At 37.1% G+C, this 21,872-nt stretch carries 16 protein-coding genes and 1 riboswitch; of the genes, 13 read left to right on the top strand and 3 right to left on the bottom strand.

Going from position 1 to position 21,872, the window contains the following annotated elements; translation table 11 throughout:
- Window positions 1-171: 171 nt before the first annotated feature.
- The 4 genes from CQ046_RS17635 to CQ046_RS17620 all read left to right on the top strand — a co-directional run bounded on the left by CQ046_RS17635 (window position 172) and on the right by CQ046_RS17620 (window position 5,042).
- The gene (locus CQ046_RS17635; protein WP_105703539.1) at window positions 172-1,821 is read left to right on the top strand and encodes a DNA repair protein RecN; all 1,650 of its coding nucleotides are present in this window, start codon (window positions 172-174) and stop codon (window positions 1,819-1,821) included.
- A gap of 75 nt (window positions 1,822-1,896) precedes the next feature.
- A complete protein-coding gene (locus CQ046_RS17630; protein WP_105703538.1) occupies window positions 1,897-3,363 on the top strand; it encodes a DUF5687 family protein in 1,467 nt (488 codons plus the stop codon).
- Window positions 3,364-3,366: 3 nt separating this feature from the next.
- Window positions 3,367-4,083, top strand: a complete 717-nt coding sequence (locus CQ046_RS17625; protein WP_105703537.1) for an ABC transporter ATP-binding protein — start codon at window positions 3,367-3,369, stop codon at window positions 4,081-4,083.
- Window positions 4,084-4,103: 20 nt separating this feature from the next.
- Complete coding sequence (locus tag CQ046_RS17620) at window positions 4,104-5,042, top strand: Dyp-type peroxidase (RefSeq protein ID WP_105703536.1); 939 nt, start codon at window positions 4,104-4,106, stop codon at window positions 5,040-5,042.
- A 60-nt stretch (window positions 5,043-5,102) separates the two neighbouring features.
- On the opposite strand, the gene CQ046_RS17615 is transcribed toward CQ046_RS17620, so the two are convergent.
- Window positions 5,103-5,309: a bacteriocin-like protein gene (locus tag CQ046_RS17615; protein WP_105703535.1), complete on the bottom strand. Its 207-nt coding sequence runs from the start codon at window positions 5,307-5,309 to the stop codon at window positions 5,103-5,105.
- Between the two features lie 247 nt (window positions 5,310-5,556).
- On the opposite strand from CQ046_RS17615, the gene CQ046_RS17610 reads away from it, so the two are divergent.
- The 3 genes from CQ046_RS17610 to CQ046_RS17600 are packed head-to-tail and all read left to right on the top strand — an operon-like array spanning window position 5,557 to window position 7,786.
- Window positions 5,557-6,117: an RNA polymerase sigma factor gene (locus CQ046_RS17610; protein WP_105703534.1), complete on the top strand. Its 561-nt coding sequence runs from the start codon at window positions 5,557-5,559 to the stop codon at window positions 6,115-6,117.
- The gene (locus tag CQ046_RS17605) at window positions 6,104-6,712 is read left to right on the top strand and encodes a hypothetical protein (RefSeq protein WP_105703533.1); all 609 of its coding nucleotides are present in this window, start codon (window positions 6,104-6,106) and stop codon (window positions 6,710-6,712) included. The genes CQ046_RS17610 and CQ046_RS17605 overlap by 14 nt, the downstream gene beginning before the upstream one ends.
- Before the next feature lie 30 nt (window positions 6,713-6,742).
- Complete coding sequence (locus CQ046_RS17600; RefSeq protein WP_105703532.1) at window positions 6,743-7,786, top strand: outer membrane beta-barrel protein; 1,044 nt, start codon at window positions 6,743-6,745, stop codon at window positions 7,784-7,786.
- A gap of 80 nt (window positions 7,787-7,866) precedes the next feature.
- On the opposite strand, the gene fumC is transcribed toward CQ046_RS17600, so the two are convergent.
- Window positions 7,867-9,261, bottom strand: coding sequence for a class II fumarate hydratase (fumC, locus tag CQ046_RS17595; protein WP_105703531.1), 1,395 nt, complete (start codon window positions 9,259-9,261; stop codon window positions 7,867-7,869).
- A gap of 226 nt (window positions 9,262-9,487) precedes the next feature.
- Here fumC and CQ046_RS17590 point away from each other — a divergent pair, with 226 nt between their 5' ends.
- Together CQ046_RS17590 and CQ046_RS17585 are read left to right on the top strand one after the other, a co-directional pair.
- Complete coding sequence (locus CQ046_RS17590; protein WP_105703530.1) at window positions 9,488-11,095, top strand: fumarate hydratase; 1,608 nt, start codon at window positions 9,488-9,490, stop codon at window positions 11,093-11,095.
- Window positions 11,096-11,188: 93 nt separating this feature from the next.
- The gene (locus tag CQ046_RS17585; RefSeq protein WP_171006268.1) at window positions 11,189-11,473 is read left to right on the top strand and encodes a hypothetical protein; all 285 of its coding nucleotides are present in this window, start codon (window positions 11,189-11,191) and stop codon (window positions 11,471-11,473) included.
- A gap of 93 nt (window positions 11,474-11,566) precedes the next feature.
- On the opposite strand, the gene CQ046_RS17580 is transcribed toward CQ046_RS17585, so the two are convergent.
- A complete protein-coding gene (locus CQ046_RS17580; protein WP_165790545.1) occupies window positions 11,567-12,439 on the bottom strand; it encodes a helix-turn-helix transcriptional regulator in 873 nt (290 codons plus the stop codon).
- Window positions 12,440-12,595: 156 nt separating this feature from the next.
- Between CQ046_RS17580 and CQ046_RS17575 the strand changes: the two genes are divergently transcribed.
- The 4 genes from CQ046_RS17575 to CQ046_RS17560 all read left to right on the top strand — a co-directional run bounded on the left by CQ046_RS17575 (window position 12,596) and on the right by CQ046_RS17560 (window position 21,854).
- Window positions 12,596-14,674: a T9SS type A sorting domain-containing protein gene (locus CQ046_RS17575; protein WP_105703528.1), complete on the top strand. Its 2,079-nt coding sequence runs from the start codon at window positions 12,596-12,598 to the stop codon at window positions 14,672-14,674.
- Between the two features lie 178 nt (window positions 14,675-14,852).
- Window positions 14,853-17,690, top strand: a complete 2,838-nt coding sequence (locus tag CQ046_RS17570) for an alpha-amylase family glycosyl hydrolase (RefSeq protein WP_105703527.1) — start codon at window positions 14,853-14,855, stop codon at window positions 17,688-17,690.
- A 235-nt stretch (window positions 17,691-17,925) separates the two neighbouring features.
- Window positions 17,926-18,031, top strand: a riboswitch (SAM riboswitch).
- Window positions 18,032-18,124: 93 nt separating this feature from the next.
- Entirely contained in the window at window positions 18,125-20,548 is a 2,424-nt protein-coding gene (locus tag CQ046_RS17565; protein WP_105703526.1) for a TonB-dependent receptor plug domain-containing protein, read from the top strand.
- Between the two features lie 7 nt (window positions 20,549-20,555).
- Window positions 20,556-21,854 (top strand): APC family permease, encoded by a 1,299-nt coding sequence (locus CQ046_RS17560; protein ID WP_105703525.1) that lies wholly within the window; start codon window positions 20,556-20,558, stop codon window positions 21,852-21,854.
- The last annotated feature ends 18 nt before the right edge of the window (window positions 21,855-21,872 follow it).

Here is a 21,872-nt window from a genome sequence, read left to right as displayed (position 1 = left end):
TTAGCGACTCTAATTTCCTAATCCCTTTTTTTATTTCAAATAAAAAATATAATTTTTGAAAAAGTCAAGATGACTTCATTAAAAAGTATTCAAAAAACATTTTCTTACTTCAATAAAAAAAAACTTATTTTTACAGTTCAAATTCAAATTGAACCATAACCCGGATTATCAATGCTTTCTAGAATTTACATTAAAAACTTTGCCCTGATTGATACCCTTGATGTATCATTGAAAAATGGTTTACAGGTGATTACCGGTGAAACAGGAGCAGGTAAATCTATTATCTTGGGTGCTCTTCGTCTTATTTTAGGGGAAAGAGCAGATGTAAAATCTATTGCCAAAACGGAAGAGAAAAGTGTAGTGGAAACCGAGTTTTCACTTAATAATCAATTTAAAAAATTCTTTATCGAAAATGATCTGGACTATGAGCATCAGACCATTATCAGAAGAGAAATCCTTCCATCAGGAAAATCCCGTGCCTTCATCAATGATGTTCCGGTAACGCTGGATATTCTTAAGGAGCTTTCCTCACAATTAATTGATATTCATTCCCAATTTGAAACATCCAATCTTTTTACATCAGAATATCAGTTTAAAATTATAGATGGACTTTCTGAAAATAAAAAGATCATCGAAGGGTATCAGCAGGAATTTTCTGATTTTCAGAATCTTAAATTATTGTTGAAAAAACTCAAAACCCAGCTCTCAGAATCTAATAAAGAGAGCGATTACAAAGAATTTCTGCTTAATGAACTGGAAGAACTTAAGCTGGATGATGTAGACTATGAAGATGTTCAAAACCAGCTTTCTATTCAGGAAAATGCAGGAATGATTTCTGAAAATGTAGGTCAGATCTTGTCCAGATTCCATCAGGAAGAAATAGGGATTTTATCCTTCTTCCATGAGGCTACAAACAAACTTTCAAAAATCTCCGAAGTTTCTACCAGTTTTGCCGAGCTTGATGAAAGACTTGAAACCTCTTTTGTAGAGCTTAAAGACATCATTTCCGAGCTGGAACATGAAGCAGAAAGAGTTGAAATCAACCCGGAAAATCTGGTATATCTTACCGATCTAAATAATAAAATTAACGCTTTATTTCTTAAGCATAATGTTTCGGATATTAATGAACTGATTGAAATCAGAAATCAGCTGGCTGGAGATCAGAAAGGAGCTTCAGATTTGGAAGGACAGATTGAAGAAACAGAAGAAAATATTTCTCAAAAAGAAAAAACACTTCAAACTCTTGCTGCAAGGCTTTCTAAAAACAGACACAAAAATATTTCTGTTTTCATTAAAAAAGCAGAAGGTCTTCTTAAAAAATTAGGACTGGAAAAAGCAAAAGTAGATATCGAGTTGCAAGATGCTGAAGAATTCAATCAGTTTGGTAAAGAAAATATCCAGCTGTTGTTTCAAGCCAATTCCGGTTTTCCTTTGAAGCCGATTCAGACAGCTATTTCCGGAGGAGAAAGATCAAGAGTAATGCTTGCTGTAAAGAAGATTATTGCAGAAAGTGATGAACTTCCAACCCTTATTCTGGACGAAATTGATACCGGAGTTTCAGGAAAAGTAGCCGAAGAGATCGGAAACCTGATGAGAGAAATGTCCGAAGACATGCAGCTTATCGTTATTTCCCACCTTGCGCAGGTAGCTGCAAAAGGAAATGACAACTATAAAGTAGTGAAGCAGGATATTTCCGGAAGAACACAATCTACTATCATTCCTTTGAGTAACGAAGAGAAACTGAACGAAATTGCCCAGCTGCTTTCCGGAAGTAAAATTACCGAAGCTGCCTTAGCACAGGCAAAAGAGCTTATCGGATAACAACAGAAATACACTTTTCCTTAAAAATTTGTAACATATTGTACATTATATTTACTAATGTATAAAAACTAACATATGTTTCTAAAGTTCCTTAGGCTTGAAATCAAAAGCTTTTTTCGTGGTACATCTTTGGGGATCAATCTGACCATGAAAATACTCAGGTTTATTGGGATCCTTTATTTTATTGGATGTCTTCTGGGCGGAGCCTTTATTGCTTTTTTCTACATACAGGAAGAAATGCATCAGGATTCTTTACAAGTTGTTTCAAAATTCTTGATTGTAGCCTGGATTATAGATCTGGTGATTAAATATCTCTGGCAGGATATTCCTACACAGAATATTAAGCCATTTCTCACCCTGAACATCAGAAAGAATACATTGGTCAATTATATGCTGGCCAAAACCTTTCTTTCTGCATTCAGCTGGCTGATGTCTTTATTTTTTATTACATTCTCCCTGATTGCCTTATTCAATGGATATAATATCATAGGAACATTAGTTTGGCTCATTGGAGTGATTGCATTGCTCTATCTGAATAATTTCATCAATATTTTCTTCAACGGAAAAGAGACTTTAGCCATTATCATAGGTGTCTGTTTTGTGATCATTGGAAGTTTGGGATATTATAAAATCATTCCGGTTCTGTCGTACTCTGAATCGGTTTTCTTCAGCTTTTATGAAAAGCCTTACCTTGCATTGATTCCTGTTGCTTTGTTTGTGATATTATGGTGGATTTGCTTCCGTTATCTGCGTAAAGAATTCTATCTGGATCAGGGGCTTGAAGCCAAGAAAACAGTCGGAAAAACAGAGAATATTGCCTTCCTGAATAAATATGGTGCTATCGGGACATTTATCAATAATGATATTAAAATGTTGAGACGTAATAAAGTGACCAAAGGCGTTTTGCTGGGTAGCTTTATGTTCTTGTTCTACGGATTACTGATGTTTACTTCTTCAATATACAAAACTCCGGCAATGATGATGCTTATGGGGCTTTTTGTAACAGGAGGTTTTCAGTTTCTTTTTGGGCAAAGGGTCCCTGCTTTTGACAGTTCATACTATCCTTTGATGATGACCCTGAATGTTCCGTACAAAGAATATTTAAAAGCAAAATGGTGGTTAATGAATATCGTGACCGGTGTTTCTATCATTGCAGCGCTTTGCTATGCGTACTTTGGATGGGAGGTTTATATTACATTTTTTGCGGCAGGATTATACAATATTGGGGTGAATTCTCAATTTACCTTGTGGTCGGGAGCCTTCAACAAAACTCAGATTGATCTGAATTCAAAAGAAAAAAGACTGGGGCAGAAAGGAAGTTTTAATATGATCGCGATGCTTTTATTAATTCCAAAAATGTTTCTTCCTATGGGCGTATTTGCTTTGGCAAAATATTTCACAGGAATTACAGGAGGAGTGATAAGCATTGCTATTATTGGAGTTATCGGATTTTTTATGAGAGAAAAAATCTTCGATATCATCGTAAAACACTATAAAAAAGAAAAATACAGCACACTTGATGCATTTAAAAATAAAGATTAAGCCATGATCAACATACAAAATTTATCCAAAACATACGGAACAGCAACTGTTCTTAACATCGAACATCTTGAAATTCCAAACGGAGAAACATTTGGTCTTGTAGGAAACAACGGGGCAGGAAAAACAACCCTTTTCAGTCTGATGCTGGATTTGATTCAGGCTACCACCGGATATGTAAGCATTGACGGAATTAAAGTCAATGAATCCGAAGCATGGAAAAACAAAGTGTCAGCCTTTGTGGATGATACTTTTCTCATTGGTTATCTTACGCCGGAAGAATATTTTTACTTTATCGGAGAGCTTAGAGGTCAGAATAAAGCATCTGTAGATGAATTCCTGAAGCCTTTTCATGATCTTTTTAACGGAGAGATCCTAAAATCAGGAAAGTATATCCGCGATCTTTCGAAAGGAAATCAGAAAAAAGTAGGAATTGTAGGTGCCATCATCGGAAACCCTGAGATTATTATTTTGGATGAACCTTTTGCCAACCTGGATCCGTCCACACAGATCAAACTTAAAAACCTGATCAAAGAACTGTCCAAACAGGATGGTGTTACCTTTCTGATATCCAGCCATGATCTTTCCCATACCACAGAAGTCTGCAACAGAATTGTGGTAGTAAACAAAGGACTTCTTGTAAAAGACATCAAAACCAATCCGGAAACATTGAAAGAACTGGAGCAATATTTTGCAGATCAGGTTTCAATTTCGGATATTTAATACGTTAAAAGAAAACGTAGATGAATGCGATAGAATCACAGAATGTAACAGATTATCCTAACAGCAATACCATTTTCATGGTTTGGAAACTTCATGACAGCCCACAGTTGAAAGAGGTGTTTCAAAGATTATGTGCCCTGGTATTAAACCTTAATAATTCAGCTTTTAACCGTTTTCCGGACAGCAGAGCAAGCTGTGTTATGGGAATTGGTGCTGAAGCATGGAAAAAGCTGGATCTTCCCAATCCTCCACCAAAAGAATTAATCACTTTTGAAGAGATAAAAGGAGTGAAACATACTGCTGTATCTACTCCGGGAGATCTTCATTTTCATTTAAGAGCAGACAACAAAAGTCTGATTTTTGATATGGGAATGGAAATATCCAACCTCTTAAACGCTGTTGCCGAAAGTATTCTGGAAATTCATGGATTTAAATATTGGGATGCACGCTCTATTTTGGGGTTTGTAGACGGAACGGAAAACCCTCATGGTGATGACCGGGATTATTTCGGGAAAATAGGAGATGAAGATCTTCAGTACAAAGGAGGAAGTTATCTTTTTGTTCAGAAATACCTTCATAATATGGCTGCATGGAAAAGCCTTTCCACAGAAGATCAGGAAAAAGTCATTGGGAGATCAAAAGAAAATGACATTGAAATGTCTGATGATGTAAAACCTTCCAATTCACACATCGCTTTAGCCAATATTGAAGGTGAAAATGGAGAAGAATTGAAAATAGTCAGAGATAATATGCCATTTGGAAGCCCTTCTACCAATGAGTTCGGAACGTATTTTATTGCCTACGCAAGTACATTTTCTACCACAAAAAAAATGCTGACGAATATGTTTATAGGTGATCCGGAGGGAAATTATGACAGAATTTTAGATTTCAGTACAGCAGTTACAGGAACGCTTTTCTTTGTTCCTACCAGGAATATGCTTGATGAATTCTCAGGATAAAACTATAAAAAGGCTGCTTCATTTCTGAGGCTGCCTTTTATCTATTATTTTTTATAGGGATTATATTGGATTCCCAGAATTGGATGAATCACACATTCCGTTTTCTACGAGACACTCTCTTTTTTTCAGTTCACAGGGATTGGTTGTCGGAACGCTGCAACATGCATAATATCCGTTGTATTGTACGAGATACATGTTGCAAAGTGGTGTATTTCCTCCCTTGATTGTTTTCAGATTCTCTCTTTTTAATTTTTTTAAGTTTTTCATGGTTTTAGTTTGGTATTAATTATATCTCCAATATAGGAAAAAATAAATACAAATTATTTTCATCTAAAAAATTGTATTTCAGTTTTTTAATGAAAGCATTTTTTTTGTTGACTAAATTGAAATAAGATGGAATATTTGTAACTCTGAGCAAAAAAAATCAACTTATTATAATAAATAGTAAAATATTTTTTTTCAAATTGTAACCTTTTTTTGTTTTGATTGTCTTTAGTATAGAAACAGTATAAACATGAAACTTTTGTTCGGAAATAAAAAGAATGATTTGCTAAGCCTCCTGAAGAAACAGGATCCGGTAGCACAGAAGATTTTCTATGAGCAGAATGTCAAAAGATTCCTGAGTGTCAGTAAAAGCTATGTGAGTGATTTGTACCAGGCGGAAGATTGTCTTATTAAAGCATTCTGTAAAATTTTTAAACACATAGAAAGTTTCAGAGGGGAGTCTAATCTGGATAGCTGGGCAAGAAAAATTGTCGTAAATGAATGCCTGAATTTTATCAAAAGCCATAAAACAGTTTTCTATCTGGACGAGATTAATCAATCTTTTCACGAAGATATCCATGAAACAGAGATCGATTGTGATTTTAATGCACAGGAACTTTTGGATCAGCTTCCGGATGCTTACAGAATGGTTTTTAACCTGTATGTATTGGAAGGGTATTCTCATCAGGAAATTGCTGATACTTTGAAGATTACAGTTGCTGTAAGCAAGACGCAGCTGTTTAGGGCAAAAGAAAAATTAAGAAAGATCTACTTTCAACAACAAAAAAAAGTAAAAAATGAAAACGTTTAAAGATAATATGGAATATCAGATCAAAAAACAGATTGAGGATAGAGAGATCGCTCCGTCCCGTGATCTGTGGTCTGAAATTAAACTTCATAACAGTAATACTCATCCTAAATCAAAAATAAACTGGTTTTTGGTGGCAGCATGTTTCATGTTATTATTCAGTTTGGGTAGTGTTCTGTTTTTCCTTAATCAACCTTCCGAAGCTCAACCGAAAATGGTAAAGCAAACAGAAAAACCGGCTGCCGAAGAAATTGTAAAAGATCCGGTACAGAATACAATTCCGCTGGCTGTCGATAATATTGATAAAAAGGAAGTAAAGCAAACACTTTCCCAGGATAAAGAAGAAGCGATTTCTCCTGTAGCGATAGGCCAGAATAAGCTAATTCCCAAAGAAACTCTTCCCCTGAAAAAACTGGAGCTTCCTCAGCTTTCGAATCCAAAACTGATGGCAAAAGCCGATTCTTTAAAAACTCCGGTTAAAAAGAAAAAATATGTAGATCCTTCCACACTGCTTTTCTCAGTAGAACATAAAGATGTGATTGAAAAAACAAAAGATGGAAGTAATGTAGCTACTACTATTGACTTGAATTCCAGATAATTTACCTGTAAAAATTTAAAAATTAATAATATGATCAAGAAGTTAATCGTAATGGGATTGCTGTGCTCTATTTCAGCATCATTCCATGCACAGAAGAAGGGGTTGAATATTAACCTGTCTTCTAAAAAAGACACCGAAGTAAGCCCTATTGTAAAAGAGAAAGTGGAAGAATATGCCACGAAAATCAATACCATTATCCAGGAAGAAAAAAAGCTGATGGAAGAAGAACTGGTAGTTTTGCAGGCCAGAAACCTTGATAAAGCAGATTTTGACCGAGAAAAAGCGCAGATTGCAGACCGCTATTCTGAGAAAATGGATAAAAGAATTGAAGAACTTGGATTTGATCTGGATGATGTTATTCAGAAGCAGGTAAGATATTCTCTTTTGAACACAGACGTTACTTCCAAAGAAGAGCTTAAAGAAAAATTATTGAAAAAATTCCGTCCCAGCAGAAGCTTTACAGGATATTTCTCTTACGGAATTATGACGCTGACAAACAGTGCTCCAGATAACCTACTGGATAAAAACATAGGATATGCTAACAATCTGGAATTTGGTCTGAAACTGAACTACCAACTTAGCAGAACAAGTCCATGGGCCATTACTTCAGGATTAGGATTCTCATGGAGAACCGTAAGAGCAGATAACAATATGATGTTTATAAGAAATGCAAGTCAGGGAGTTGCTTTGGCTCAATACAGCGAAAATCTTGAGAAAAGCAAGTTGAGAACAGGATATATTATGGTTCCTCTTGGGGTGCAGTATAATTTTTCTAAGCTTAAAAATGCCGGAATGGATATCCAGTACAGAAGTTATTACACCGGATTTAAAATTGGAGCCAATGTATATGGAGGCGTAAAAATGTCTACCAACAACATTGTAAAAGGAATTGATGGCGAAACCAGAGACCGCGGAAATTATCAGGTGAATCCTTTTGTGTACGGAGCACAGCTTACGTTTTCATACAACAGTTTCAGTGTCTTTTTGAAGAAGGATTTCAGCAATTTCTTTAAAGACAGTTATTTCAAAGATGATAAAGCACTCATATTCGGCTTAGCCATCGGATTAGATTAAATTAAATATATTTTGATTGCAAAACGAAAAACTCCGGGAAAAGCTCCCGGAGTTTTTGCATTGTATCAGTTATAGAATCATTATTTTAAACTTCCTACCATATCTTCTGGTTTTACCCATTGGTCAAACTGTTCAGCAGTTAACAAACCAAGATTGATGGCTTCTTCTTTCAACGTTGTTCCGTTTTTATGGGCTGTCTTCGCAATCTTAGCTGCATTTTCATATCCGATATGAGTATTTAAAGCCGTAACAAGCATTAAAGATTTGTCTACGAGCTCTTTAATTCTCTCATGATTCGGTTCAATACCTACCGCACAGTGATCATTGAAGGAAATACATGCATCGGCAATCAATTGGGCAGACTGTAAGAAATTATAAGCCATTACCGGTTTGAAAACATTCAGTTCATAATTTCCCTGAGTTCCTGCAAACGAAATCGTAGTATCATTTCCTAAAACCTGTGCACAAACCATAGTCATGGCTTCATTCTGAGTAGGATTTACCTTCCCAGGCATGATAGAAGACCCCGGCTCATTCTCAGGAATATGAATTTCTCCAATTCCGGAACGTGGGCCCGATGCCAGTAATCGTACATCCTGAGCAATTTTATATAAAGAAACAGCCAGCTGTTTTAAAGCTCCGTGAGACTCTACAATCGCATCATGAGCAGCAAGGGCTTCAAATTTATTTTCTGCGGTAATGAAAGGATGATTGGTAAACTGAGCAATATATTCCGCTACTTTTACATCATAACCGTTAGGGGTATTCAATCCTGTACCTACAGCAGTTCCTCCCAAAGCCAGTTCAGAAAGGTGAGGTAATGTATTTTTTAAAGCTCTCAACCCGAATTCCAATTGAGCCACATATCCCGAAAATTCCTGCCCAAGAGTAAGTGGAGTAGCATCCATCAGGTGGGTTCTACCAATTTTTACCACATCTTTGAATGCTTTTGACTTTTCAGCCAGAGTATTTTTTAATTTTTCTACAGCCGGAATTGTAACCTCCACCACTTTCGTATAAGCAGCAATGTGCATCGCAGTAGGATAAGTATCATTCGAAGACTGGGATTTATTCACATCATCATTCGGGTGAATTTCAGATTTTTCACCCAATGTTCCTCCGTTATTCACATGAGCTCTGTTGGAAACTACTTCATTCACATTCATGTTAGACTGCGTGCCGGAACCCGTCTGCCAGATCACCAATGGAAACTGATCGTTAAGTTTTCCTTCCAGAATTTCATCACATACTTTCGCGATCATATCTCTTTTTTCAGCAGGAAGCACTCCCAAATCAGTGTTGGTATAAGCTGCAGCCTTCTTCAGATAAGCAAAAGCTTCAATGATTTCATGTGGCATTGAACCTTCAGGTCCTATTTTGAAATTGTTTCTTGAACGTTCCGTCTGTGCACCCCAAAGTTTATCTGCAGGTACCTGCACTTCTCCCATGGTGTCTTTTTCAATTCTGTAATTCATAGTGGTTGAAATTTGTATGATCTTTTTATTCTAAGCCATAAATATTGTTGATTTTATTCATGTTCAATGAAAAAAATAATGTTTTGGCTTCGTTTATTTAGCTTCTATAAAGGTACTTATAAACTCAGAAACCCGCAATTTATAATCATTATAAATATCAATTTAAATGAGTGATTTTACTCATATTTTTTTAAAGGAGGCGTATTTTTGTACAAACAAAAATTGAATGGATTTTAGATATCAGGATCCGTATCCTATTCAGAAAGATGATACGGTGTACAAGAAGCTTACATCAGACTATGTAAAGGTTGAAAAACTGGGTGAAAGAGAGATTTTAACAGTAGATCCTAAAGGATTGGAACTGTTAGCTGAAGAAGCCATGGCAGATGTTTCTTTCATGCTTCGTTCTTCACACTTAGAAAGCCTTAGAAGAATTATTGACGATCCTGAAGCTACAGATAATGACAGATTCGTTGCTTATAACCTTTTACAAAATGCTGCCGTAGCAGTTGAAGGAGCTCTTCCTTCTTGCCAGGATACAGGTACAGCTATCGTAATGGGAAAAAAAGGTGAAAATGTGTACACTGGAGTAGAAGATGGTGAATATCTAAGTAAAGGAATCTTCAATACGTATCAGAAAAGAAACTTAAGATATTCTCAGGTTGTGCCTATGACCATGTTTGATGAGAAAAATTCAGGATCTAACCTTCCTGCGCAGATTGATATCTATGCTAAAAAAGGAGATTATTACGAGTTTTTATTCTTAACAAAAGGAGGAGGTTCTGCCAACAAAACATTCTTATACCAAAAGACAAAATCTTTATTGAACGAAAAATCTCTTGAAGAATTCGTTAAAGAAAGAATCTCAGATCTTGGAACAGCTGCCTGCCCGCCCTACCACTTAGCATTGGTAATCGGGGGAACTTCAGCAGAAGCCAACCTTGCAACCGTTAAAAAAGCATCCGCAAAATATTATGACAATCTTCCTACAGAAGGAAATGAAGCCGGACAGGCATTCAGAGACCTTGAATGGGAAGCTAAAGTTCAGAAAATCTGCCAGGAAAGTGCCATCGGAGCTCAGTTTGGAGGAAAATACCTTACGCATGATGTAAGAGTAATCAGACTTCCGAGACATGCTGCATCTTGTCCGGTAGGAATGGGAGTTTCTTGTTCTGCAGATAGAAATATCAAAGGAAAAATTACCAAAGAAGGGATCTTCCTTGAACAATTAGAACAAGATCCGAAAAGATTCTTGCCTGATACTCCTCCACACTTGGAAGAAGCCGTTGAGGTTAACCTGAATAAGCCAATGCCGGAAATTCTTGCCGAGCTTTCAAAATACCCGATCAAAACCCGATTAAAACTGAACGGAACACTAATCGTAGCAAGAGACATCGCACACGCAAAAATCAAAGAAATTATCGACAGTGGGAAACCAATGCCTGAATATTTCAAAAATCACCCGATCTATTATGCAGGACCTGCAAAAACTCCGGAAGGAATGGCTTCAGGAAGTTTCGGGCCTACTACTGCCGGAAGAATGGACGTTTATGTAGACGAGTTCCAAAGTCATGGCGGAAGCATGATTATGCTGGCAAAAGGAAACAGAAGTAAAGATGTTACCAATGCTTGTCACAAATACGGAGGTTTCTATCTTGGATCTATCGGAGGGCCGGCTGCTATTCTTGCCAAAGACAATATTGTGTCTGTAGATGTAGTAGACTTCCCGGAATTAGGAATGGAAGCAGTAAGAAAAATTGAAGTAAAAGACTTTCCTGCATTCATTATTTCCGATGATAAAGGGAATGATTTCTTCGCAAATCTTGCCCACTAATTAGTTTAAAATTAAAATAAATAACAAAATAGAACCCTGATCTTTTGTGTAAAAAGGAAAAAAGTTCTATTTTTGCCTAAAATCTTTAAGAGAATGATAACGATATTATCAGCATTTTGGCCGTTTTACCAGTTCCTTTGGACTATATTCTTCATTACTATGTTCTTAGTAGGATTCTGGTGTATTTTTATGTTCTTCGGATTAGTAATCCCAATGTGGCTAACTGAAGGTTTGAAAGAGTATTTCGGAAAAGTAAAGCCTTTCGATCCTGAAGATATCAGAAGAAAGCTTATTACTGAGCAGGAAGGTGTAGAAGTTATCTATAACGAGCCTAAAGGAAACGGACCTTTCCTTCACGATCACGGACATCATCATTAATTGATTGTCATTGCTTTTTCACCTTAATTCTGAAAAAGTAATATCAAAGCAAAACAACATATACAAAACCGTTTAAGCAATTAAGCGGTTTTTCTATTTATTATTCCTCAGACTTTCCGGAGACACTCCAAATTTCTTTTTAAAAGCCCGTGTAAAATTCTGCAGGTATTCATAACCACACTCAATAGCAATTTCTTTGATCATAATTTCTTTATCTGTGATCAGTTTTCTGGCTTTCAGCATTCTGAGTTCCGAAATATAATGAGCAATCGTTGTATGATACTGAGCCTTGAATTCCTTTCTTATTATATTTTGATTCAAACCCATATATTTTCCGATCTCTTCCGCTTTTATATTTCTATGGTAATTTTCATCAATGAATTTTCTGATGATTTCCGGTGTTTTGGGAATAGATTCCAATGTGTTTTTCTCATTGAACTGTTCAAAAATCAAAATAAGGAGTTTGATAATTTTTGCTTCTATGAATAATTTCTGCATGATTCCTTTTTTGGTATAGCCTAGAATCTCCTTTACAATCATATGCATTTCAACCGTCATATCCGGCGGCGTTTCTTTATGAAGGAAAATGAAATTATTATGAATCATATTTTCCAGAATTTCAGCATTCTCAAGATTAAGTTCCGGATTGATGAGGTTAAAAATATATTGATAATTAATCTGAATCTGAAGATATCTCAGGATTTCCTGATTTTCTGTCCATAGTTCAGCAACACTTTCTTTTGGTGAATAATGGAGGATATATTGATTTTTCTTGAATTGAAATTTAGTTCCGCAATCATGACCTTCTAAATTAATGCCATCACTCAGCATGAAAATAAGATTAAAACTGGACTTGCCTTCCAGCATATGAGACTTGAAGGATTGGTCAGGGCACAGATCTTCCTGTATGATGATTTTGATGTCTTCGGATCTGAACAAAAGTCCACTTTTATATTGATTCCTCATACAACACATTTTTACAGCCATGGTACAACTTACTTAAGGGAAAAAGTCCTTCGCAGGATAACCAAAAGTTCGAAAATGATAACTCGGGGTTAATAATGTGAGGTACTTTTGCGCAAAATTAAATTAAATTTAGAATAATTAAAAATAATATTTCATATGTTTAAAGATTTACATTTTGCAATACGAAAAATCAGAACGGGATTAGCGTTGCTAACCGTTGCTGGAAGCTGTATGTATGCCCAGCAATGGGAAAATGTAGGAGGGGTTCAGGATGTATCTGCAGGAGGAAGCAGTTTTAATAATCTTGTTATTGATAATTCAGGGAACTATTATCTCTCATATTATGATGTTTCAGTAGCCAAAGGTTCTGTTCAGAAATTCAACGGAACTTCATGGTCTTACTTAGGCGGAACGGCTGGGGTTACTACTGGAACAGCTACTTACAACTCATTATCTGTAAGCCCGAACGGAAACAGTATTTATTATACCAATCAGCTTGGTTACCCGGGTTCAGGCATGGAAGTACGTTTATATACAGGATCATTATGGTCTCAGCTTCCTAATGCTACAGACAGTTCTGTAAATTATCAGGCTTCTGCGGTATCTTCCGATAATATTATATTCACTTACGGATCATATGGTTCAGGAACAGTAAAAAGATATTTTGGCGGAGCTTGGGAGCAGGTAGGAAATGCGGGCTTTTCCGGAGGTGCTGAATTTGCTGAAATGGTCATCGGATCTAATAATATGATCTATACCTGTAATGTTTCCGGAGGGTTGAAGGTATATCAAAACAGTACAGATGCAAACTCTACACAAAACTGGACTTTAGTAGGCGGTGCTGCTGCAGATGCTTCATCATCAGGAGAACAGTATAATGCTGATATCGCTTTGGATGGATCCAACAAGATTTATGTAGCTTATGTATCCAACTCAGGAGGAGGAAGGAAAATAAATGTTAAAAAATTTGATGGAAACTCCTGGGTACAGGTTGGAAATGCCAACTTTTCTGATGGAAGAGTACAACATGTTGCTTTAGCAGTTACCGGATCCGGAACACCTTATGTGGTGGCGAGCCGTTTTGAAAATGATAACTTCCTGAGAAATACCGTTTATAAATTGGACGATTCACAGAACTGGATTCCTTTTGGAGGAGATTTTGTTTCGGATGGTGAAGCAAAATACAATGATTTAGCAATTGATAAAGCACAGAACTACCTTGTTTTGGCTTATTCTGAAAATACAACCAAGGTTAAAAGAATTTCTCTGAACCTGAATCCACAAACATGCAGCAATACAGATCCAGGATCAAATGCGGGTGACATAGGCTGTGTGAGCTTTATGTATCGTGGTCAGCAGGTTGCTTATACTACGGTAAGAGGATCAGACGGAAAAATATGGCTTCAGCAGAATCTGGGAAGCACGCAGGTTGCTTCATCAATGGCAGATGCCAACTCATACGGAGATCTTTTCCAATGGGGAAGATGGGATGACGGGCACCAGCTTAGAAATTCTCAGGTGGTACAGGCTCCATCACCTAACACACCGGAAGGAACAAGCACAACTGCAGGAGGTTATATTGCAGGGGCTCCGGCATGGTGGGCTGGCTTTTCTGGTGGAGATACATGGAGTGGAGCGTCGGTAGCAGACGTTAATGCATCTGTAGGCGTAGATCCTTGTAAAGCCATTGGGCCAGACTGGAAAATGCCTTCTCAGGCAGATTGGACCTCTTTAGTAGGAGCGGAAAGTATTGCTAACCCTACAACGGCTTACAACAGTCATCTTAAATTACCGGCAGGAGGCTTCAGAAGCTCCAGTGATGGTAACTTTACGTATGTAGGACAAAGAGGATATTTCTGGAGTTCTGATACCTCAAGCTCAGGAGGAAAATATCTGTATATTGGAACTACTATTGCCAATCCATCGGCAGGAGCTATGAGAGGGCAGGGAGCATCAGTAAGATGCATCAAGCCTACATCTTCTTTAAGCACATCTGAAATTAAGCTAAATAAAGCTGTCATAGGAATGTATCCTAACCCTACAAAAGGAATTCTTATGGTAAAATCAGATTCAGTGATTGAAAAAGTAAACGTTACCAATGTAGTAGGACAGAGAATGAATGTACAGTTTTCGGATAATCAGATCAACATGACTGAACTTCCTTCTGGATTATACATCGTAGAATTAAAATTAAAGAACGGACAGATTGTTTCTAAAAAAATTATAAAAGATTAATCTGTTTCATAAGATATTCGTCATATAAAAAATAGTTCATTACAATTACTTTTATTGGGAGGCTCATGAAAATTTCATGAGCCTTTTTTATTTTGTCTTTTTCTTCTGAAAATGAAATATCTCATCAAAATAATGAGTATGAATAAAAATTAATATTATATTCGATAAAAAATAAGACATGAAAAAATTTTATTCCGTTGTTTTTCTGCTGATTACAATAGTTGTTTTTGGGCAGATCAGTTACACCATTACCCCAAATCCATTCAATGAAACAGATGCTGTCACGCTTACCGTTCCGGGAAATCAGATTGACGAATCTGCATGGGGAGTTTCCAATAATGCCATTTATATCTGGACATGGTCTTTTGATACCAATTATCAGAACAGCCAGGATTGTCCTACCAATGGCAGCTGGAATAACTCCAATGATTTGAATAAACTGAATTATAATGCAGGAACAGATACCTATTCGCTTACTTTTACACCAACTTCTTTTTATGGAAGAACAGGAATTGGAAGGTTTGGATTTTTATTAAAAGATAAAACAGGATCCCATCAGACCTCACCCGATATTTTTGTAAACGTAGGGACTTTAAGCTTAAATCTTACCAATCCTCTGGCGAATAGCCTTACCACAGTTCCTGTGGGGAATTCCATTACTATTACGGCTTCAACCAATGTCAATGCAACATTTCAGTTAAAAGCCAACGGAACAGTTGTTAACTCTACAACAACTCTGTCACAGTCCTATTCTTACAACTATACAGTTACTCAGGATGCCAGTATGGAACTTGTTGCCACACAGGGAAGCAATTCTAAAAGTGCAACATTCATTTTACAGGTTCCTAGAAACGTGGTTTCTGAAGCAATACCGAACTGGATGAGACAAGGTATCAATTATAACCCGACAGATCAAACCAAAGTAGGGCTGGCTTTATATGCTCCCGGGAAAAGCTTTGTACATGTTATCGGAAGTTTCAATAACTGGGCGGTGAATGATACCTATTTAATGAAAAGAGATACTACAAATCCTGATTTGTACTGGATTGAGCTCAATGGAATTACTCCTCAGCAGCTCTATACCTTCCAATACAGAACCAATGATTTGAGAAAAGTAGCAGATCCTTATTCACCGCAAATTTTGTCTTCTTACGATGATCAGTGGATTTCAGCTTCTACTTATCCGAACCTGCCAGCATTTCCTGCCGGACAGGGATTTGAAGTTTCAACATTTAAAACAGGGCAGACCGCTTACAATTGGCAGGTTACCAATTTTCAGAGACCAGCGAAAGAAGATTTGTTAGTTTATGAATTGTTATTGAGAGACTTTACACAGGAAAAGAACTGGCAGTCATTGATCAATAAAATTTCTTATTTAAAAAATTTAAAAATCAATGCCATAGAATTAATGCCAATCATGGAGTTTGAAGGAAATCTTTCCTGGGGATATAATACATCCTTCCATTATGCATTGGACAAAGCCTATGGAACTCCGGAAAAATTCAAAGAATTTGTAGATCTGTGCCACCAAAACGGAATTGCTGTGATTCTGGATGTGGCGTTTAACCATGCTACAGGACGTTCTCCTTTGGTAAGACTTTGGAATGTAGATCCGGATGGAGACGGCTATGGCGATGTGGCAGCGAACAACCCTTATTTTAATCAGGTTCCGAAACATTCATACAATGTATTCAATGATTTTAACCACACCAGTCCTTCAACGCAATATTACGTTGAAAGATGTCTTGAGCAATGGCTGACTGAATATCACATAGACGGATTCCGTTGGGACTTGACAAAAGGATTCACTCAAAGCTGTTCTGAAAACGATGAAACATGTACCAACGCTTATCAGCAGGACAGAGTGGATATCATGAAACACTATGCAGACAGACAATGGGCTCTTGATCCGAATTCTTATATGATCTTTGAACACCTTGGAACAGATGTAGAAGAACAGCAATGGGCGAACTACAGAATCGCAGAAGGAAAAGGTGTTATGCTTTGGAATAAACAGACAGATCCTTACAATCAGAATACAATGGGATATCAGGAAAACAGCAATTATGACCGTATGAACCACAGTCTTCACGGTTTTACCAATATGAGTGCTGTAGGCTATGGAGAAAGCCATGATGAAGAAAGATTAATGTTTAAAAATCTTGCATACGGAGCTACTAACGGAAGTTATAATGTGAAAGACCTGAATACCGCTCTTGAAAGAATGAAAACTTTCGGTGCTACCTTCTTTACTATTCCCGGTCCGAAAATGATCTGGCAGTTTGGCGAATTAGGATATGAATTCAGCATCAACAGATGTGCGAATGGTACTATCGACAATGGTTGTAGAACAGATGAGAAACCTATCGCATTTACTTTAGGATATGATACGAATGCAAACAGAAAAGCAGTGTATGATACATGGGCTAAAATCATCAATATCAGAAACAGCCATCCGGTTTTTAAATCTAAAACTTACAGTATAGAATCCAATAACCTTACGAATGATCCTAATGGCCTGATCACAAGAATTTACGTGTATGATACAGCTATTACAACAGGAACAAAGAATGTTGTGGTACTGGCTAATTATACTACATCCGTACAGAATGTAGTGCCTTATTTCCCTTACACAGGTCAATGGCAAAATCTGATGGATGACAGTATCTCAAATGTAGTCTCCACAACGGCTCCGATTACTCTACAGCCGGGAGAATTCAGAATCTTTGGAAATTATGCAGGTGCTTTGTCAACTGCAGATACCAATGCAGCCAACAAATTGTCACTTCAGATTGCAGATAATCCAGTCAAAAATGGAATTGCTCAATTAGTTTTCAGCAAAGCAAAAAACGGAGAAATTTTGATTTTTGATATGACGGGTAAAAGACTGGATTCATTCAAGCTGGATAAAGAAAATGGTACCTATGAAGCGAAAATCAGTTATCCGACAGGAACTTATCTGGTACAGCTGAAATCAGACACGGGAATTGCGATTCAAAAGATGATCATTAAATAAAAGCGTTTAGACTTATAAAAAATGTTGAATATATTAAACCATTAAGAAGTATTTAAGATGAATCATTCTGATTTTTAAGCGTAAAACGAAGCTTCTCTTAATACTCTTAAACTCTTATTAAATCTTAATGGTTCAAAAATAAAAGTGTAAACAAGTTCTATAAAAAAAGGCAAATTTGCAATGTAGCAGATTTGCCTTTTTTGTACATTTAAAAAAATAGTCTACTTTTGCAGTAGATTTATCAAGAAAGGTGGAGGGATTTGGCCCCGTGAAACCTTAGCAACCTACACGGTTTCAGAAGTGTAAAGGTGCTAATTCCAACCCTCAGGGGGAGATAAGTGAAGTCAATATTCTATATGAATTCCATTTCTTGAAGTCCTGTGTATCTGCGGAAACATCCGTCAGACTCACATTATTAATTGGCAAGAATAAAAATGAAAAAATTAAGTACAGCTGTATTATTGCTTGGAGCAATTCTGGCCGCTGCTCAGGAAAGTGAGGAAAAAGGAAAACAAATTGAAGATATTATCATTGTAGGAAACCGTAATGTCAAAAGGACAAAGCTGGAGACACCCGTTCCTGTAGATGTAATTAATATCGACAAAATCCAGAGAAGTTCTCCGCAAATGACAGCTCAGGATCTCTTGAACTACGTAATACCATCGTTTAATGCAGTGAGACAGACTGCTTCGGATGGTACAGAGCATATAGATCCTGTAACCTTAAGAGGGATGGGACCTGATCAGGTTCTGGTGCTGCTTAACGGAAAAAGAAGGCATTCTACGTCTTTAGTAAATTATCAGAATACAGTAGGAAATGGCTCAGTAGGAACAGATCTGAGCGCCATTCCGGTGATTGCTATTGACAGAATTGAGGTCTTAAGAGACGGGGCCGCAGCACAATACGGTTCTGATGCCATTGCAGGAGTCATCAACATTATTCTGAAGAAAAATATAGGAGCTTCAGCAAGTCTTACCTATGGATTAACCGGAAGAAATGATGGTGATACTTATCAGGCAGGAGCGAACTACGGAACTTCATTAGGGAAAAAAGACAGTTATATTAATCTTTCATTACAATTAAGCCACAGAGGGAAAACCACAAGAACACAAAATCATGATCTTGATATTTTCGGAAATAATTTTGCGTATGCATTTGCCGATGATCCTGCTGCTGCAAGAGCGGCGGATGATGCAAAGATTCAGGAAAGAGGATTAACCCGTGACGATTTTAATTTTCAGATCGGAGATGCACAAATCAGACAGGGACAGCTATTTTTCAATGCAGAATATCCTTTTAACGATCATTTTAAAATGTATTCTTTCGGAGGTTTTAGTATCAAAGAAGGAAAAGGATTTGGTTTCAGAAGGCTTCCCAGCGAAACATCTAATGTGGTTTCATCCATTTATCCGAACGGTTTTCAGGCAAACCTTGCATCCCAGGTGTATGATCTTTCTTACGCTGTAGGAGCGAAATATAATGTCAACGATTGGTTTTTCGACCTTAGCAATACCTTTGGAAGCAACACCTTCAATTATAATGTAAACAATACGAATAATGCTTCACTGGGGGTAAAATCACCCACCCGATTTTATGCCGGAGAACACAGCTTCCTTCAGAATACCATTAATCTTGATGTTTCTAAAAATATCAACCGTATCAATATTGCATTTGGAGGAGAATTCAGATTTGAACAATACCAGATCAAAGCGGGTGATGAAGCATCTTACACTCAATATGACATCAACGGAAATGTTGCCACAGAAGTATCAACAGTACTGGGTGCGGGCGGATCTCAATCTTTTATTGGGTTTTCTCCCAATAATGCATTGAAGAAAGACAGACATTCAACAGCAGTGTATGCAGATGTTTCCTATGATTTAGATAAAAAACTGAATATTGATGCGGCTGCAAGATTTGAAAATTATTCAGATTTTGGAAATACGCTGAATGGAAAATTGGCGGTGCGATATGAGTTTGTAAAAAACTATGCAGTAAGAGCGGCGGTAGGAACAGGATTCAGAGCACCTTCTCTTCAACAGCAGTATTTTAATAACTCTTATGCCGATATTTCTACCTCCGGTTCCGGAATTGTAACCAAAGGGATTTTCAGAAATGACAGTGATGCTGCAAGAATTCTTGGATTTGATAAACTTAAGCAGGAAACTTCCGTTAATGGAAGCGCCGGATTCACTTTAAAACCTGCAAAAGGATTATTCATTACCGTAGATGGATACTGGATAAAGGTGAAAAACAGGATCGTAATTACCAGCAATATTACCGATCCAAGATTAGAACAGTTTAAGGTAGAAAGCGGAAGGTTCTTTGCCAATGCCATTGATACCGAAACTAAAGGAGTAGATGTAGTAGTTTCCTATGACTGGATTCTCGGTAACGGAAAACTAAATATCAATCTTGCCGGAAACTATACCGAAACTAAAATCACAGATTTCCATTTTCCGGAAAACTTAGGAACTCCACAAAATGAATTTTTTGGACCGGATCAGATCAATATCATTGAAACGCTGTCTCCCAAAACAAAAGCTTCATTAGGATTAAATTATGGAATCGGGAAGTTCAATTTTCTCGTAAGAAATACCTATTTTGGTAAAGTAATAAGAGATGGCTATCCTTTTGGAGGTGTGCAGGAGTTTTCTCCGAAAGTAGTAACCGACATCAGTGTTGGGTATGATATTACAAAAAGTATCAACTTTACGGTAGGAGCCAACAATGTGTTTGATGTCTTCCCGGATCGCCAGATTTATGAAAATTCATACTATGGAGTATTCAAATATGCGCCGGTTCAGATGGGAACACTGGGGAATTATTTCTTTGGAAGGCTTAATTTTAATTTTTAATCATTAAATGAGTACTACCTCACATCAGATTGGCTGGAAAACAGCTGCAGCCATCGTGGTTTCCAATATGATCGGAACAGGGATTTTTACCACCCTGGGATTTCAGTTATCCGATATTACCAATACCTACAGCATATTCCTGCTATGGGCAATAGGGGGAATTCTAGCGTTGTTCGGGGCTTTTTGCTATGCCGAATTAGGCTCGCATTTTAAAGGAAACGGGGGCGATTTCATCTACCTTAAAGAAACTTATCATCCGCTATTCGGTTATCTGATAAGCTGGGTTTCTCTGATTATCGGGTTTTCCTCTCCTGTGGCACTGGCAGCCTTAGCCATGTCAAAATACCTTTCCGTATTTGAGTATTCTTTTGGAAACGGTTTTGCGATTGCAGCCATTTTTCTGGTGGCGATTGCGTTATCATTTAGTTTAAAAACATCCAGTAGATTTCATAATTTTTTTACTTTCATCAAAATAGCTTTCATTATTGTACTGGTTATTTTAGGTGTTGTACTTTCAGATTCACCACAAATTGGAAATAGCCTGAACTTCGGTGATAGTTGGAAGAACGAAATCATGCTTCCGGCTTTTGCCACGTCTCTTGTTTTTGTTACCTATTCCTATACAGGCTGGAATTCAGCTTCTTATATCGCAGGAGAAATAAAAGATGTTCAGAAAAACCTTCCCAAATCATTGATTATAGGAACTGTTTTCGTAACGGTAAGCTATATTCTGGTGAATTATATTATGCTGAAACATGCTCCGGTAAGTCAATTGGCGGGAAAAGAAGATGTGATGGGAGAAGCTGCTGTCAATATGCTGGGACCTGCTTTTGGAAAGATTGTCAATATTTTTATTGCTCTACAGCTGGTTGCAACAATTAGCGGATATCTGTGGGTAGGGTCGAGATTAACGCAAGCTTTCGCAAAACATACCGCCATTTGGAAACCTTTAGCCATGGGTAACGAAAAAGGAATTCCGGTAAGAGCTATTTTCGCTCATGCAGTGATTGCTGCCATTATTATTCTGACAGGAAGTTTTAAAGAAATCTTTGTGTATACGGCTTTTATTTTACAGCTTTTTGCAAGTCTGGCCATTTCTACCGCATTCTTCCTGAAGAAAAAAGACCGAAAAATTTTTAAGTCAAATGCTTTCCACATTTTTCCGGCAGTTTTTTTATTGTTCAGTTTTTATATTCTTTATTTTACATTCATTCATAACCCTAAAGAAAGCTTGATAGGACTGGGAATTATTGCAGTAGGAATTGCTTTATATTTAATAGACAGAAGGCTTTCCAAAATATCTTAGAGCCTGATTTCAATTGAA

Origin of the sequence: Chryseobacterium sp. MYb7, assembly GCF_002979455.1 — a bacterium.
Classification (GTDB): domain Bacteria; phylum Bacteroidota; class Bacteroidia; order Flavobacteriales; family Weeksellaceae; genus Chryseobacterium.
Note: the sequence above shows the minus strand (reverse complement) of the source record. Positions and strands in the feature narration are given on the sequence as shown.

Coding starts and splice junctions, on each gene's coding strand:
- CQ046_RS17635 (WP_105703539.1), top strand. CDS start 172: ATGCTTTCTAGAATTTACATTAAAAACTTTGCCCTGATTGATACCCTT.
- CQ046_RS17630 (WP_105703538.1), top strand. CDS start 1,897: ATGTTTCTAAAGTTCCTTAGGCTTGAAATCAAAAGCTTTTTTCGTGGT.
- CQ046_RS17625 (WP_105703537.1), top strand. CDS start 3,367: ATGATCAACATACAAAATTTATCCAAAACATACGGAACAGCAACTGTT.
- CQ046_RS17620 (WP_105703536.1), top strand. CDS start 4,104: ATGAATGCGATAGAATCACAGAATGTAACAGATTATCCTAACAGCAAT.
- CQ046_RS17615 (WP_105703535.1), bottom strand. CDS start 5,309: ATGAAAAACTTAAAAAAATTAAAAAGAGAGAATCTGAAAACAATCAAG.
- CQ046_RS17610 (WP_105703534.1), top strand. CDS start 5,557: ATGAAACTTTTGTTCGGAAATAAAAAGAATGATTTGCTAAGCCTCCTG.
- CQ046_RS17605 (WP_105703533.1), top strand. CDS start 6,104: ATGAAAACGTTTAAAGATAATATGGAATATCAGATCAAAAAACAGATT.
- CQ046_RS17600 (WP_105703532.1), top strand. CDS start 6,743: ATGATCAAGAAGTTAATCGTAATGGGATTGCTGTGCTCTATTTCAGCA.
- fumC (WP_105703531.1), bottom strand. CDS start 9,261: ATGAATTACAGAATTGAAAAAGACACCATGGGAGAAGTGCAGGTACCT.
- CQ046_RS17590 (WP_105703530.1), top strand. CDS start 9,488: ATGGATTTTAGATATCAGGATCCGTATCCTATTCAGAAAGATGATACG.
- CQ046_RS17585 (WP_171006268.1), top strand. CDS start 11,189: ATGATAACGATATTATCAGCATTTTGGCCGTTTTACCAGTTCCTTTGG.
- CQ046_RS17580 (WP_165790545.1), bottom strand. CDS start 12,439: ATGAGGAATCAATATAAAAGTGGACTTTTGTTCAGATCCGAAGACATC.
- CQ046_RS17575 (WP_105703528.1), top strand. CDS start 12,596: ATGTTTAAAGATTTACATTTTGCAATACGAAAAATCAGAACGGGATTA.
- CQ046_RS17570 (WP_105703527.1), top strand. CDS start 14,853: ATGAAAAAATTTTATTCCGTTGTTTTTCTGCTGATTACAATAGTTGTT.
- CQ046_RS17565 (WP_105703526.1), top strand. CDS start 18,125: ATGAAAAAATTAAGTACAGCTGTATTATTGCTTGGAGCAATTCTGGCC.
- CQ046_RS17560 (WP_105703525.1), top strand. CDS start 20,556: ATGAGTACTACCTCACATCAGATTGGCTGGAAAACAGCTGCAGCCATC.